Consider the following 15,423-nt stretch of genomic DNA (forward strand, 5'->3'; position numbering starts at 1 on the left):
ATTTGCTCACCCCTTACCTATTGTCCAGAGACTATGAGAAAAACTGCTTTTTCTGTATCCCTAATTCAATCACTAAAGCCATTAAGTGTATTAGCACTCTCATTTAGTCTTATTGCCTGTGGTGATCACTCATGGTGGAAAGATGACGAGCCTACTTTAAACAGTGATCAAATTAAGCGTCTTATTCCATCACGTGCGAATGACCGCAGTTCTTGGGCTAAAGATATTTTCGACATTACCGAACAGTTGGGTATTCCGCAAACCAAAGAAAATATTTGCAGCATTGTGGCCATAGTCGATCAAGAGTCTAACTTTGTTGCCGATCCTAAAGTGCCTGGGTTGGGTGAAAAAGCAGTGAAGGAAGTGCAAGATCGTCTTACTGAAAAATTTACCGATAAATTGGGTGAAAAAATTGGTGGTACCGTTGCTGGTTATTTTGAAGAAGTTTTAAAAACACAACCAAGCACTGAAGATAACTATCTAAGTCAAATGCGCCGCGTACAAACCGAGCGCCAATTAGACGAACTTTACCGTGAAATTTTCGACTATATGTCGCAGCATTATCATGTTAGTGCACTTACTGGTGCTGCCAAACTGGTTGGACAAGATGTTGGTGAAAAAATGAATCCAATTACCACATTGGGTTCTATGCAGGTTCACATCGGCTATGCCAAAGCACATAAACGTCAAGGTGGCAGTATTGCGGAGCTACGTACCGATTTATACAGCCAATACGGCGGACTATATTACGGTATTCACCGTTTAATGATGTATCCAACGGACTATGACAAGTCCATTTACCGTTTCGCCGATTACAACTCAGGGATGTATTCAAGTCGTAATGCCGCTTTCCAAAGTATGCTAAATGACTTGACTGAAGCCGAACTCAGCCTTGACGGTGACCTATTACTCTATAATAAAGATGGTTCTGTACGTTCGGCAAACAGTGAGTCTGAACGTGAGTTAATCAATGTATTTGCTCAAAATAATGTTTTAGTCACGCCACGCCAAATTCGCAGTGATTTGAAAAAAGAAAAAGAGAAAGATTTTGAAGAAACCGCGACGTATCGCGCAGTGACCAAATTATATGAAGAAAAAACAGGCAAAAAGGCATTTTATGCCATGATGCCTCAAGTGGTCATTTCTGGACCTAAATTAAGCCGTGATTATAATACCAACTGGTTTGCCAGCCGTGTGAATGGACGTTATGAAACATGTATGCAACGGGCGAAACGCATAAAAATCTAGCATTATTCGATTTTGATGGAACTTTGTGCAAAAAAGACAGCTTCACTGGCTTTATTTTTTATGCACTCTCCAAGCGACACATAGTTAAACAAGGCTTGAAACTCCTACCATGGATTCAAGCCTACTATTTAAATGTCTACCCTGCTCACGCCATGCGACCAAAACTGTTTTATGGCATGTTTAAAGACACTGATTATGCTGAAATTCAACAAATTGCTGAAGAATATGCACATCAACTGATTCACGAATTAGATCCTAAATTTATTGAGCAGTTACGACAACATCAAGCGCTTGGGCATGATGTGGTTTTAGTTTCAGCATCAGTCGATTTATATTTAAAACCATTATGCAAATTATTGTCGATTGATCTTATTTGTACTGAAACTGAAATTATTGCTGGTCGTTTAACGGGACATTATCTATCTGCCGATTGTAGTCGAATTGAAAAGAAAAACCGTATTTCTCAGCAATATTCTTTGGCTGAATATTCAAGCATTTACGCTTATGGCAATAGTGAAGAAGATCTCGAAATGTTCAGCCTAGCGCAATATACCTATATGGTAGGACATGACCAACACCTCCCCTCATTACAACCACATTTAAAAATGGCTTAATTTTCAATCTAAATTAAGTCGTTGCAAGCATAAAAAAAAGCCAACTTGATGTTGGCTTTTTTACTTACAGCAGAAACAAATTATGCTTCTGGTGCTGGGCTGTATTGTTCAACTAAAGGCTTTAATTCACCTTTTTGGAACATATCAAGCATGATATCGCTACCACCGATCAACTCACCGTTAATCCACAATTGTGGGAATGTCGGCCAGTTCGCAATACGCGGTAATGTTGCACGAATATCTGGATTTTCTAGAATATTAACGTAAGCAAATGGACGACCAATTTGACTGAGAGCTTCTACCGCACGTGCAGAAAAACCGCACTGTGGAAATTGCGGAGTGCCTTTCATGTAAAGAAGAACTGCGTGTTTAGCAATCTGGTCACGAATTAACGCTTCTGTATCGCGTGTTTGTTCAGTCATTGATGAATCCTCAACTAATCTGCCTTGCATTATACCCAAAACACAACAAAACAGTATGCTTAAAGCAATATTTCCAGTTTTATTTGCATTCAGACTTTAATTCTAGATGAGATTTTGCTTATATAGGCATTGTTTTCCAATTCCCATCGAATTGAAAAATCAATCCACTATCATCTTTATACTTTCCATATGCAGATGCTAGTGAAGCTTTTAATTTCTTATCAAATACGAGTTAGTTATGAATACCTTTACTCAAGCCCCTATACAAACTGATCAACCATCTCATTTGATGCCAGTGTTTGGCCGTCAACCGATCAGCTTTGTCCGAGGTCGAGGAACGTATTTATACACCGCAGATGGAACTGAGTATTTAGATGCCTTAACGGGTATTGCTGTTTGTGGTTTAGGACACTCTCATCCCGAAGTAACTCAAGCCATTGCAGAACAAGCGGGTACGCTTATTCATACCAGCAATTTATTTGAAGTTCCTTGGCAAACCGCTGCTGCACAAAAACTTGCACAAGTTGCAGGCATGGAAGAAGTATTTTTCTCGAATAGCGGTGCAGAATCGAACGAAGGTGCAATCAAAGTTGCACGTAAATTCGGACACTTACAAGGGATTGCAACACCTAAAATTATTGTCGCAGATCATTCATTTCATGGGCGTACCTTAGCGACTTTATCTGCTACAGGAAATAAGAAAGTCCAAGAAGGCTTTGGACCTTTGGTTGAAGGTTTTATTCGCGTACCTTTTGGTGATGTAGAAGCGATTGAAGAAGCTGCAATCCAACATCCAGATATCGTGGCTATTCTGGTTGAACCAATTCAAGGTGAAGGTGGTGTAAATACTGCCCCTCAAGGCTTTAGTTATTTAGAAGATATTCGTCGCATCTGTAATCAACACAATTGGTTAATGATGCTTGATGAAGTTCAAACAGGGAATGGTCGTACAGGTAAATATTTTGCCTATCAACACACCAATATTGTGCCCGACGTACTTACCACGGCTAAAGGCTTAGGCAATGGCTTCCCTATTGGTGCTGTCATGACCCAAGGTCGTGGTGTAGGTGTACTCACTGCTGGAAACCATGGTTCAACGTATAGCGGTACCGCTCTAGGTTCGCGTGTGGTTTACACTGTGATTGATGTCATTGAGAAAGAAAACTTACTTGAAAATGCCGCGAATATGGGCAGCTACATTGTGCAACAATTAGCACAACAGCTTTCTGATCAAAAAGTAGCAGTACGTGGTTTTGGATTGATGATTGGTATTGATTTACCTAAACCATGTGCCGAATTAGTTCATATTGCACGTGATGAATATCAACTGATTATTAATGTTACTGCTGGTTCAGTGGTACGTTTATTGCCACCATTAAATATCACGCAAGAACAAGCCGATCAACTGATTCAACGTTTGGTGAATATGATTCGAGCTTATCTTGCTTAATCATATGGCGATGTAATGTTTTTACATCGCCTAACAAAAAAAGCCGCGTTTAGCGGCTTTTTTATTTCAGCTTTTTATGAAGCTTCTTGATAAATTCTGCCACCGGGTAATTGGCAAAAATATTGTTTCAATGCATCTAAACAGCGGTGAATTTTCATAGGCTGTTGTTCACGTTTAGATGTAATTGCATATAAGTAAAAATTAGGTAATTTCCACTCTGGTAATACCTCTACCAATGCACCACTGACTAAATCCTTTTGAACATCAAGATATAAAATTCGAGAAATTCCATGTCCTTGCAGACATAAAGCCTTGGCAACCAACACATTATTGGTGGTCAAACGCGAGTTCATTTCGATACTCACAGTTTCACCAGAAATACCATGCTGGAATGCAAAACTTTCATAGTTTTTCATTAAGTTAACGGGAATCAAATCATGATTCTTTAAATCTTCTGGCCTCGAAATAGGTGCCGTCTGATTTAAATAACTTGGTGAAGCAACTAACACTTGTTCAACGCGGGCCAATGGAACCGCATTTAAACTCTGATCTTCAATTTTCGGACTCATACGTAACGCAATATCAATTCGACCTTCTATCAAATCAATATAATGATTGTCCGCTTCCAAATGAACAGCTAAACCTCGATGGGCCGACATCCAATGTGATAATGCAGGAATAACGTGATTTGCACCTAACTCTGGAGTTGTCGCAATACGCAACTCCCCAACTAGGTCATCGCGTAATTCGTTAATACGAATCTTCCCACGCTCTGCAGCAGCTAGCATCTCTTGGCAGCTATGAAAAAAAGCTTGTCCAGCTTCAGTCAAACTCAATTTCCGTGTCGAACGATGTAGAAGGATCACTTCCATCTCGTGTTCTAAAGAACGAATCTGTTGGCTTACAGCACTTGTAGTAATTCCTAACTCTCGTGCGGCTCCACTAAACGAACATTTTTCCACAACACAAGCAAACACTCCCATTGCTCGAAGTTGATCTAACATAAATTTCCCTCTAAACTTATGAGATGCTCCTACCTTTCGATAAAAGCAACTCATTGGATTATACGGTGAAATTTAAAAGTTGTAATGATCTTAATTTAATTTATTGGTAAAACATTAGTCGGATTGATTGGTTTACCATTTAAGCGTACCTGAAACTCAAGCATAGTACGGCTTGCACCAGAAGATCCCATCTCTGAAATTTTTTGACCAGCCGTTACATTTTCTCCGCTTTTCACAATCATCTTGCTGTTATGTGCATAAGCCGTGATATAACCATCAATATGCTTTATTAAAATTAAGTTACCATATTCTTTCAGCCCATCAGCAGCATAGACCACTTGACCATTTGCAGCGGCATACACTGGATCACCCACATTGCCACTATAACGAATACCTTTCACGTTATTGGTTAAATTGAAGTTTTCAATTACAGCACCATTCGATGGTTTAACCCAGCGCAAAGAACTCGCTTGCGTAGGAGTCACAGGTACGGAGTTAGTCGAAGATGTTGCTGTGGCTGGCTGAGTGGTTGGTAATGTGATTGCCTGACGTTGAATCGGAGCAGCTTGTGTGACTGCTTGAGTCGTGGTGGTACGACGATTATTGCCAGAACCTTTCAGCTTGAGCGACTGGCCTACATATATTCGATAGGGTGGCGCAACATCATTCATATCGGCAATACTGATATAACTCAGCCCATAACGTGCCGCAATTCCACTTAAAGTATCGCCAGAACGAACGGTATAATAGTCTGGAGCCGTCGCGTAACGGGTCGGATTATTAATCTGAGGTTTAGATGCACATCCACTTAAAATAGCAGTGGTCACAATAGCAGTTGAGATTACTAGGGTTTTCAACAATGCTGTTGGCGTAGCAAAGATCCGATTTTGCGACATCGCAGGCATTTATCTTCCTCTCTATATATGTCGTTATTGGTTTTCATGCGCGTAAGAGTAGCAAAAATATTTTGAAAAAATCCGCATTCACAGACTTTTTCACAAAGTTACAACATTTACAAGACTTTTGATGTTTTAGCGATACTGTTCATGTAAGTTCTGTAAAATTTCATAATTGGTCGCATCCATTTGAATGGGCGTAATACTGACAAAACCATTTGCAACAGCAAAAAAGTCAGACTCAATACCTGTAATCCCTTGTTTTGGTTCAGCCACCGCCTCTCCCGACAAACCAATCCAATATACTTGGCGACCACGCGGATCGACATGACTGGTAATGGGTTTAGATTGATAGCGACGACCTTGATAGGTAATTTTCTGACCTTGCAACTCAACGACATCAGGAATATTAATGTTCAAAATATGACGCGGTGGTAATTCTGGCAAACCTGCTTGAATAAAGTCATGCACCCATTGTGCTGCAACCGCGTAATCTTCTGGATGCTCATAACCGCGTACATTGCTTCCAGCTAAAGAAACTGCAATTGCAGGTTGTTTCATTAAGCGTCCTTCAAATGCCGCACCGACTGTACCAGAATACAGTACGTCATCACCAAGGTTGGCACCGCTATTAATGCCACTGACCACCAAATCAAACTCAAAATCGAATAATCCATTCATTGAAAGATACACGCAATCCGCTGGTGTTCCATTCACTGCCCAAACATCTGGTGCAATAGAGATTGGTCGCAGTGGTCGGTCTAAAGTTAAAGCACTGGAAAAACCACTTCGTTCACTTTCAGGTGCAACAATGACTACACGACCTAATGGTTTTAGCGCACGTGCTAAAGCTTGTATCCCTGGTGCAAAAACACCATCATCATTGGCTATTAGAATATTCACAAAAAACTCGCTTGAAAAAGTGACTGACTAGAACATTTCATTGAATTATATGTGAAATTATATATATTAGCGCTCAATATCTATCACTAAATGAGTGCCTTACAATGATTAAAACTTTATCATTTCGTAGTGTTTTGGGGTTTGGTCTTGCAGTTTTATTTACTCAAGCAGTCAACGCAAATGATGGTTTAAGCCAAGAAGAAGCCAATAGCATTGTAAAAGAAGATATCGCTTCTACCCAAATTATGGCTGAAGTCTGCCCTGCGGTTATTGGGAAAAATGCAAAATTAGATGCGAATGTAAAATTACTCACCCAAATGTATTTAAAAGACTACTCTGGTTCAATAACTATAGATCAACTCCAGTCTGATCCAGAATATAAATCTATTTTGCAAGAAACACGCAAAGCTGCTCAAGAAACCAGTCAAGAAGAACAACAAGCTGTATGTATGGATGTTGTTGAATATCAAGCGTAATTGCTGAAGTTGCTTACGAATAACTCCCAGTCGAGTTGTTCGTAAACTTTAATTTATTTTCCCAAGTCCACAACTTCTTCACTATTTCAACCATTTATATACATTTCCCCTCTTCCATTTCTACATAATCTGTTTAACCTTAGCTCAAATAGATTGATCTTTTGAGTTTATTGTTTATGAAATTCACTGCTTTAAAAACAACATCATTAGCTTTACTCACCGCGTTTACTTTTTCTTTCACTCATGCTGAAGAAAGCAAAGACGAAAATATTGAAGTCACACCAAACCAAACAGTTACTCAACAAGAACTTGCTGCAATTTATGTACTTTCAGAAATTTGTCCAAAATTAGTCGATAACAAAGATAGTTTTGAACAAGGCTACGCCAAACTCGCGCATGAACACCTCCCAGAAGAAAAAGATGCAGTTACCGCGCTGGCTGAATTAAGTAAAACCAAAAGTTTTAAGCCCATTTTAGCTGAAGCAAAATCTGATGCCAAAACTGCAGGCGATGATAAAAACAAAGAAATCTGTCAAGAATTGACCACCTATAGCAATTGAAACAAATTGGTTACAATACTTTTGAAATAAGCCGATTTCACAGGTAGAAGTCGGCTATGCTTTGTCCTAGAATGCTAAGTTCTTTGTGCTTACATCAAGATATTGGAACCCGCTAGAAATGATCCGTAAAAGCGCCATTGCTGCAACATTACTATTACCAAGTTTCTCTTTCGCAGCAACTGTCTTATCTACGCCGCCAGAACTCAATAATAAATCTTATGTTTTGATGGACTATGAGACGGGGCAAATCCTCGCAGCAAAAAATGAAAATGAAAAGTTAGCACCTGCTTCAATGACAAAAATGATGACCAGTTACATCATTGAACAAAAACTGTTGAAGGGTGAGCTGACTGAAGATGAAAAAGTTCGTATGAACGAATCTGCATGGTGTCGTGGTAGTAGCACAGAATCATGTATGTATGTCCCGCTTAATGGTACGGCAACAGCTTTAGAAATGTTGCGCGGTATCATTATCCAATCGGGTAATGACGCGTCTAAAGCAATGGCTGAGCATATTGCTGGAAATGAAGGTACTTTTGCTTACATGATGAATGAAGAAGCAAAACGTATGGGCATGACCAATACCCACTTCATCAACTCGACTGGTATGCCTGCGGATGGTCACTATTCAACTGCAAAAGATATGGCAACGCTAGCACAACATATCATTCATGACAGTTCCAAATACTACCCAATCTATTCTGAAAAAGAATTTGCATTTAATGGTATTAAACAAGGCAACCGTAATGCCCTGCTTTATACTGACCCAAGTGTAGATGGTTTAAAAACGGGTCACACTGAAGAAGCGGGTTATTGCGTAACGACTTCATCAAAACGTGGTCCAATGCGTTTGATCTCTGTTGTATTTGGTACTCCAACGATACAAGAGCGTGCGACACAAACACGTAGCTTATTGGCTTGGGGCTTTGCAAACTTTGAAACTGTTAAAGTACAACCTGCAAACCAAGTTTTAGCTAAAGCAAAAGTTTACTTTGGTAAAGAAAATGAAGTTCAAATTGGCTTAGCCGAAAACTTCAATGTGACCATGCCTAAAGGCAAAGCAGATGCAATTAAAACGCAACTTGTGGTTCAACCTAAACTAACTGCTCCTTTACAAAAAGGTCAAGTGGTTGGTAAGTACGTTGCAAGCTTAGATGGCAAAGTGATTTCAGAGAAACCATTGGTTGCATTACAAGCGGTTGAAGAAGCTGGATTCTTTGCACGTTTAATCGACCATATCAAACAATTCTTTGCAAACTTATTTTAAGATTTAACAACTTAAACTAAAGTTAAAGCATTCGTATGTAAATATGAGTGCTTTTTTCTTTTATACTCTGCTGTAAATTGCTGAATGATGCTGCATGAACATGAAAAAAAATATCCGTCCTTATCTAGATAGCAAACCGAAGATTGATGCAAGCTGCTATGTTGATGATGCCTCTATTGTGATTGGCGATGTCGTACTAGCAGATCATGTTTCCGTATGGCCTTTCGCTGTGATTCGTGGCGATGTCAATAGTATTCGCATTGGCAAATATAGTAATGTGCAAGACCATTGTATGCTGCATGTTAGCCATAAAAATGATGCTAAACCGAACGGCTCTCCCCTTATTATTGGTGAAGATGTCACCATTGGACATCATGTCACTTTACATGGCTGTACTATTGGCAATCGTGTATTGGTCGGAATCAACAGTATCGTTTTAGACGATGTGATTATCGAAGATGATGTAATGATTGGCGCAGGTAGTTTAGTTCCTCCACATAAACGTCTGGAAAGTGGATATCTCTATGTCGGTAGCCCAGTGCAAAAATCACGTCCTTTAACCGATAAAGAAAAAGAGTTTTTAACTTACTCTGCACGACACTATGTGAAAGTGGCGAATAATTATCGAGAACAAGATTAATATTCACCGTAAAATTTATTTTAAATAGCCCCTTAGATCGGGGCTATTTTTTAATATTTCGAGTATTTATTGATTATGTTAACTGATCATATGCGCTAAAAATCTATTTGCTTCGTAAGCTTAGAAATTAAACTCAGCACTTGTAGTAAGTTTAGCAAAAGCTCTATTTAACGTAGAATTATGGTGCATTATGATTTGCTGTGCTGAAAGTTTCTCAGAATCAAAAGTTGTATGTGCATCCGAAATAAGGCTTACATTAAAACCTAAATCAGCCGCAGCTCGTACAGTTGTATCAATACAATACTCTGTTTTCATTCCGACAATGACCAACTCTTCAACCTTAAGCTCAATCAAAATTTTATGTAAGTTTGTATCTCTAAAACAATTTGGGTACTGCTTTTCTAATATATTGTGATGATTGCCGATTTTGAGCTCACTAATGAGCTGAGTCAGTGAGCTTTCTGGACTTAAAGGCGTTTGAGCTAAGCCAACATGACGCATATAGATCACAGGTACACGAGATAGGTCTGCTTTTTCTATAAGAAGATTAATATTATTCAGTACATGATTATTATTGAATGGTGGAACAGCTTGTTTAAATAAACCGTTTTGCATAACAACTATAATTAGTGCTTTACGTGCAATTACATTAGACATTTTGAGCTCCATTCTTACCAATAATGAACAGAGCATTACCCTAGCCATTATTGGCTGAGGGTTAGATTATAGAATTATAAGATAAGTTCTAAAATTTACACACAGCCTTTCAATAAGGTTGTGGTCATCGTTGATGAGATATTGTGAAGAACTTTATTCATTTTTGATGTGATTAAAATTAGAACTAAACCAACATACCACAGATTTATTTCTAGAATAGTGCAACTGAACGAAAAACATGAATTCAAAGCATAATTGGGTTTGATATATCGTTAGATCTTTTGAAAATAACACAATGCCCTAATACCATTTCACGAGTTAATGGGAGCTTAAGAAATAAAACGGCATGATTAAAACAGCAGAGGATGGATTCCCCCCGAAGAAAACTGTCTGTCAACATAGCCACCGCCTCCTAAATTTTGTAGAATACTCCTTTTATTCCATGGTACTTTTTTATGACCGCTTGGGCAGCTCATGTCACTGTAGCTACTGTCGTTGAAAAAGACGGAAAGTTTCTGTTTGTCGAAGAACACAGCGAGGGCATTACACATACGGTGTTTAACCAACCTGCTGGGCATGTTGAATGTGGTGAAAGCATTATTCAAGCGGCTGTTCGTGAAACCATGGAAGAAACAGGTCATGCAGTTGAGGTTGATGCTCTATTAGGCATTTATACTTACACTCCGCCTATGTTCCCTGACCGTACTTATTTTAGATTTTGCTTTTTAGCACACGTTTTAGAGTATTTTCCTGAAGCTGAACTCGATCGAGGAATTGTCGGTCCTAAATGGATGACCCTAGATGAACTTCAAGAAACTGCTCGTGCACGTAGCCCTTTAGTGATTAAAGCGGTCAAAGATGCATTAGCTGGGCAACAATACCCTTTATCGCTCGTTTATGAGCACCAAAACTCTCCTCTTATCTCAAATCTGGATGCTTAATCCTATGCAACAACGTGTCATCGTCGGTATGTCTGGTGGTGTAGATTCCTCTGTATCTGCAGCACTTCTTCTTCAACAAGGATATCAAGTTGAAGGACTTTTCATGAAGAACTGGGAAGAAGATGACGGCACGGAATATTGTACCGCAATGGAAGACCTTGCCGATGCACAAGCCGTTTGCGATAAAATTGGAATTAAATTACATACTGCCAATTTCGCCATGGAATATTGGGATCGCGTATTTGAACATTTCCTGGCCGAATATGCCGCGGGTCGCACCCCAAACCCAGATATCTTGTGTAATAAAGAAATTAAATTCCGCGCCTTCCTCGACCATGCCGTGAATTTAGGTGCGGACTTTATTGCCACAGGTCACTATTGCCGTCGTGGTGAAACCATGACCAACTCACGTGGTGAAGAATATGCGCCTTTACTACGTGGTTTAGATCAAAACAAAGATCAAACTTATTTCTTACATGCCGTACATGGTCGTGAAATTAATAAAACTTTGTTCCCTGTAGGTGAAATTGAAAAACCAGAAGTTCGTCGTATTGCCGAAGAACTTGGCTTGGCTACTGCAAAGAAAAAAGATTCAACAGGTATTTGTTTTATTGGCGAACGCCGCTTTAATGACTTCTTGAAACAATACTTACCCGCTCAACCCGGAAAAATTGTATTGGATAACGGGAAAGAGGTTGGTGATCATCACGGCTTAATGTACTATACGCTCGGTCAGCGTGGCGGTATTGGCATTGGTGGTATGAAAGGTGCTGACGAAGGTGCTTGGTTCGTCTTACATAAAGATATTGAACATAACCGCCTTGTGGTCGGTCAAGGTCATGATCATCCATTAATGCAAAGTACAATGCTTTGGAGTGAAGCGATTGACTGGGTTGCAGGCGAACAAGACATTCCTGCTACAGGTTTCCGCTGTACGGCAAAAACCCGTTATCGCCAACCCGACCAAGCTTGCGTATTATATAAAGATGACACGATGCCAAATGGTGTTCGCGTTGAATTTGATGAATCACAACGTGCTGTTACCCCAGGTCAAAGTGTTGTGTTTTATCTAGATGATATTTGTTTAGGCGGTGGTGTCATTCATCACACCAATGCACCTAAGCCAGATTTTATTGAATAAAAGGATTGTTCGGTATGGTTGAGTTACCGTTTCAACAGCCTCAAACTTTAAGTCAACGCCAAAATCGCGCATTGGCGCTTGCAGCTGTGTTTCAGGCAACGCAACTCACCCATATGACTGCTATTTCTGGGCGACAGAGCATCGGAGATAGCGGGAATTTCTATTTAGAACAGCTCATCAAAGCCAGCCTAAATATCCGTCCAACGTCCAATCAATCCTGTCAAACCTTAGATTTTTTCAATCAACTTGCTGATATCTCTCTGGGATTGAAAACCCTAGAAAGCAGTATTACCCAACCGTTTAATCCTGCACCGAAATCACGTTTACCCAAACTCTCTAATGCCAAACTTCCCATGTCCTATGCCATGGCATTATTACAATTAGAAAAAAAGGTCTACAGCAATCCAAAGTTTGTAGAAATTATTGAAAAATCACAGCAAAAAATTCTAAAACAACTCTCTTTTTTCGACAATAACTATACGCATCCAAGCATTCTTGCCAACTTAGCCCAAACCTATGTCGATACCGCAGGACAAATCAATCCTCGTATTATGGTGCGCGGCAATGCAGAAGCATTTAAGGATACAGCGCATACCAACCGAATTCGTGCTGCCCTCTTTACTGGTCTACAAATGGCACATTTGTGGCGTCAGCTTGGAGGAAGCTCTTGGGGCATGATTTTTAGCAAACGTAAACTGCTCCAAGATATTCAAGATCTCGCTCGTTTACAGTATCAGGTGATCTAACCTTATGCTGTACGAAATTTTCGTTTTACGTTTTATTCCAAAGTTTAAGGAATCACCATGAACGCTTTAACTGCACTTTCTCCATTAGATGGACGTTACGCTAGCAAATGTGATGCTTTGCGTCCTTTCCTCTCTGAGTTTGGTTTAATCCATGCTCGTGTGACTGTTGAAGTGCGCTGGTTGCAAGCGCTTGCGAACCACCCTGAAATTGTTGAAGTTCCAGCGTTTAGTGCTGAAACAAATGCAGCTTTAGATGCTATCGTTACTCAATTTTCTGAAGACGATGCCAACCGTATTAAAGACATTGAACGCACAACCAACCATGATGTAAAAGCGGTTGAATATTTCTTAAAAGAGAAAATTGCCAATATTGATGAACTTAAAAATGCGGGTGAATTTATTCACTTTGCATGTACTTCTGAAGACATCAACAACTTGTCTCATGCATTAATGCTCAAAAGTGGTCGTGATGTATTGGTTGCATCTATGCAGCAAATTATTGATGCAATTGCAGCATTGGCTGAAAAGCACGCTGAACAGCCTATGCTTTCTCGTACACACGGTCAAACTGCCAGCCCAACAACTTTGGGTAAAGAAATGGCGAATGTTGCATACCGTTTAGCACGCCAAATTAAACAATTCCAAAATGTTGAATTACTAGGCAAAATTAACGGTGCTGTAGGTAACTACAATGCACATTTATCTGCCTATCCAGACATCAACTGGCCTGCACACTCACAAGCTTTTGTTGAATCTTTAGGTTTAGACTTTAACCCGTACACGACACAAATTGAGCCACATGACTACATGGCGGAACTTTTTGATGCATTACGTCGTTTCAACACCATTTTGGTTGATTTTAACCGTGATGTATGGGGCTATATCTCTTTAGGTTTCTTCAAACAAAAACTTAAAGATGGTGAAGTCGGTTCTTCAACTATGCCACACAAAGTAAATCCAATTGACTTCGAAAACTCTGAAGGTAACTTGGGTCTTGCCAATGCTGTATTGGCACATTTGGGCGAAAAATTACCAATCTCTCGCTGGCAGCGCGACTTAACTGACTCAACTGTTCTGCGTAACATGGGTGTTGGTTTTGCTCAAAGCTTAATTGCTTTCGAAGCTTGCTTAAAAGGTATTGGTAAACTTGAGTTGAATGCAGCTCGTATTCTTGAAGATTTAGACAATGCTCAAGAAGTACTTGCAGAACCTATTCAAACAGTAATGCGTCGTTATAACGTCGAAAAGCCATACGAAAAGTTAAAAGCCCTTACTCGTGGTCAAGCCATGACTCGCGAGATGATGCTAGACTTCGTAAATGGTACTGAACTTGAAGCTGTACCTGCCGCGGATCGCGCACGTTTAGCGGAAATGACGCCTGCAAGCTACACAGGTAATGCTGCTGAGCAAGCAAAACAAATTAAAGATTTAATTGCTAAAATCTAATTTGCTGTTAATTTAAAAAGCGAGGCTTAGGCTTCGCTTTTTTATGCTTAACTATTTATATGAATAAAATTTAATGATCGAATACCAACTCACTTTTAAACACTGGATTTGTTTAGCAATTGTTGCTGCTACAATTTTAATTACCAGTATTCATCCATTAGAATTTGAATCGTATTTACTTCATCAAGCAGGAACCATTTTTATGCTGCTTGTGTTGTACATTACTTTGAAAAAAATAGGCTTAAGCTTTGTCAATTTTGCTCTTTATTTAGCTTTTCTTTTGATCCATATTTTAGCAGCACATTATTTATATTCCTATGTACCTTATAACGAATGGATCCTGCAAGTTTTTCACTTTGATTTAAATCAAACTATGGGCTGGACTCGCAACATGTATGATCGTTGGGTGCATTTGGCTTATGGTCTTCTGCTTTACCCTTTTTTCTATCGTGTATTTCAAGTTTGGTTACCAAGCCTTAAGCCTTATGTGCTTTTTCTATTGGTGATTCAATTTGTAATGGCAACCAGTCTAATTTATGAATGGATTGAATGGTTAATTGCTATTCAGCTTTCACCCGAAGATGCTGAAAACTACAATGGGCAGCAAGGTGATATCTGGGATGCCCATATGGACATGCTACTTGCAACTTTAGGCGCCATGATCACAGGCGGTATTCATTTGCTGCAACAAGCTAAAGCTAAGAACTAATTTATCTGGCCAATGAAAATCAATACGTATGAAACTCAAATAAATCATTTAAATACTATTGGCTACCAATCAATCCATCTTAGAATTTTGGACTCAGTCAAATAATAATGTTTCGATCGGTTGATCAGCTTTCAAATACACAGCCAAAATCAAAACAAGGATGCCCGGAATAAACGCAAGAAAAAATGTCATCTTTTTCTGGTCCTCATTTTTCTCAGTTGCTTCCATATACATAGCACAATATATCGGACAAATAATCAAAATTAGAAAACCAATAAATCCTAAAAATGTACCCATAACGGT

At 39.4% G+C, this 15,423-nt stretch carries 17 protein-coding genes; 12 read left to right on the plus strand and 5 right to left on the minus strand.

All coding sequences use genetic code 11. The features are described 5' to 3' along the window. Window positions 1-33 precede the first annotated feature (33 nt). Both E0H82_RS04215 and E0H82_RS04220 read left to right on the plus strand, forming a co-directional pair. The gene (locus E0H82_RS04215) at window positions 34-1,248 is read left to right on the plus strand and encodes a DUF1615 family protein (protein WP_131263328.1); all 1,215 of its coding nucleotides are present in this window, start codon (window positions 34-36) and stop codon (window positions 1,246-1,248) included. Continuing rightward, window positions 1,215-1,862: an HAD family hydrolase gene (locus E0H82_RS04220; RefSeq protein WP_131263330.1), complete on the plus strand. Its 648-nt coding sequence runs from the start codon at window positions 1,215-1,217 to the stop codon at window positions 1,860-1,862. Before E0H82_RS04215 ends, E0H82_RS04220 begins: the two co-directional genes overlap by 34 nt. An 80-nt stretch (window positions 1,863-1,942) precedes the next feature. On the opposite strand, the gene grxD is transcribed toward E0H82_RS04220, so the two are convergent. Continuing rightward, window positions 1,943-2,284: a Grx4 family monothiol glutaredoxin gene (gene grxD / locus E0H82_RS04225; protein ID WP_016166729.1), complete on the minus strand. Its 342-nt coding sequence runs from the start codon at window positions 2,282-2,284 to the stop codon at window positions 1,943-1,945. Window positions 2,285-2,522: 238 nt separating this feature from the next. On the opposite strand from grxD, the gene E0H82_RS04230 reads away from it, so the two are divergent. Beyond that, window positions 2,523-3,734: an aspartate aminotransferase family protein gene (locus E0H82_RS04230; RefSeq protein WP_131263332.1), complete on the plus strand. Its 1,212-nt coding sequence runs from the start codon at window positions 2,523-2,525 to the stop codon at window positions 3,732-3,734. A gap of 74 nt (window positions 3,735-3,808) precedes the next feature. Here E0H82_RS04230 and E0H82_RS04235 read toward each other — a convergent pair whose 3' ends face one another. The 3 genes from E0H82_RS04235 to surE all read right to left on the minus strand — a co-directional run bounded on the left by E0H82_RS04235 (window position 3,809) and on the right by surE (window position 6,537). Then, entirely contained in the window at window positions 3,809-4,738 is a 930-nt protein-coding gene (locus E0H82_RS04235) for a LysR family transcriptional regulator (protein WP_131263334.1), read from the minus strand. A gap of 95 nt (window positions 4,739-4,833) precedes the next feature. Next, on the minus strand, window positions 4,834-5,643 hold the full coding sequence (locus tag E0H82_RS04240; protein ID WP_131263336.1) for a peptidoglycan DD-metalloendopeptidase family protein: 810 nt from the start codon (window positions 5,641-5,643) through the stop codon (window positions 4,834-4,836). Window positions 5,644-5,769: 126 nt separating this feature from the next. Next, on the minus strand, window positions 5,770-6,537 hold the full coding sequence (gene surE, locus E0H82_RS04245; RefSeq protein WP_131263338.1) for a 5'/3'-nucleotidase SurE: 768 nt from the start codon (window positions 6,535-6,537) through the stop codon (window positions 5,770-5,772). Window positions 6,538-6,641: 104 nt separating this feature from the next. Between surE and E0H82_RS04250 the strand changes: the two genes are divergently transcribed. The 4 genes from E0H82_RS04250 (at window position 6,642) to E0H82_RS04265 (ending at window position 9,480) form a co-directional block, all read left to right on the plus strand. Then, a complete protein-coding gene (locus E0H82_RS04250) occupies window positions 6,642-7,013 on the plus strand; it encodes an MCR_0457 family protein (RefSeq protein WP_131263340.1) in 372 nt (123 codons plus the stop codon). A 176-nt stretch (window positions 7,014-7,189) separates the two neighbouring features. Further along, on the plus strand, window positions 7,190-7,573 hold the full coding sequence (locus E0H82_RS04255) for an MCR_0457 family protein (protein ID WP_131263342.1): 384 nt from the start codon (window positions 7,190-7,192) through the stop codon (window positions 7,571-7,573). 118 nt (window positions 7,574-7,691) lie between these two features. Next, on the plus strand, window positions 7,692-8,840 hold the full coding sequence (gene dacC, locus E0H82_RS04260; RefSeq protein ID WP_131263344.1) for a D-alanyl-D-alanine carboxypeptidase PBP5/6: 1,149 nt from the start codon (window positions 7,692-7,694) through the stop codon (window positions 8,838-8,840). 100 nt (window positions 8,841-8,940) lie between these two features. Then, window positions 8,941-9,480 carry a gamma carbonic anhydrase family protein gene (locus E0H82_RS04265; RefSeq protein ID WP_131263588.1) on the plus strand — a complete coding sequence of 180 codons (540 nt, stop codon included), beginning with the start codon at window positions 8,941-8,943 and terminating at the stop codon, window positions 9,478-9,480. A gap of 120 nt (window positions 9,481-9,600) precedes the next feature. Here the strand turns inward: E0H82_RS04265 and E0H82_RS04270 are convergent, their stop codons facing one another. Beyond that, a complete protein-coding gene (locus E0H82_RS04270) occupies window positions 9,601-10,137 on the minus strand; it encodes an isochorismatase family protein (protein ID WP_131263346.1) in 537 nt (178 codons plus the stop codon). A 455-nt stretch (window positions 10,138-10,592) separates the two neighbouring features. Between E0H82_RS04270 and E0H82_RS04275 the strand changes: the two genes are divergently transcribed. The 5 genes from E0H82_RS04275 (at window position 10,593) to E0H82_RS04295 (ending at window position 15,120) form a co-directional block, all read left to right on the plus strand. Then, window positions 10,593-11,078, plus strand: a complete 486-nt coding sequence (locus E0H82_RS04275; RefSeq protein ID WP_131263348.1) for an NUDIX hydrolase — start codon at window positions 10,593-10,595, stop codon at window positions 11,076-11,078. Between the two features lie 4 nt (window positions 11,079-11,082). Further along, on the plus strand, window positions 11,083-12,219 hold the full coding sequence (gene mnmA, locus E0H82_RS04280) for a tRNA 2-thiouridine(34) synthase MnmA (protein ID WP_131263350.1): 1,137 nt from the start codon (window positions 11,083-11,085) through the stop codon (window positions 12,217-12,219). Window positions 12,220-12,233: 14 nt separating this feature from the next. After that, window positions 12,234-12,965, plus strand: coding sequence for a high frequency lysogenization protein HflD (gene hflD / locus E0H82_RS04285; protein ID WP_116759233.1), 732 nt, complete (start codon window positions 12,234-12,236; stop codon window positions 12,963-12,965). A gap of 57 nt (window positions 12,966-13,022) precedes the next feature. Next, the gene (gene purB / locus E0H82_RS04290; protein ID WP_116759232.1) at window positions 13,023-14,411 is read left to right on the plus strand and encodes an adenylosuccinate lyase; all 1,389 of its coding nucleotides are present in this window, start codon (window positions 13,023-13,025) and stop codon (window positions 14,409-14,411) included. A 73-nt stretch (window positions 14,412-14,484) separates the two neighbouring features. Next, window positions 14,485-15,120 (plus strand): DUF2238 domain-containing protein, encoded by a 636-nt coding sequence (locus tag E0H82_RS04295; protein ID WP_131263352.1) that lies wholly within the window; start codon window positions 14,485-14,487, stop codon window positions 15,118-15,120. Window positions 15,121-15,423 lie beyond the last annotated feature (303 nt).

It is taken from the genome of Acinetobacter sp. ANC 4910, from assembly GCF_004331035.1.
GTDB lineage: Bacteria > Pseudomonadota > Gammaproteobacteria > Pseudomonadales > Moraxellaceae > Acinetobacter.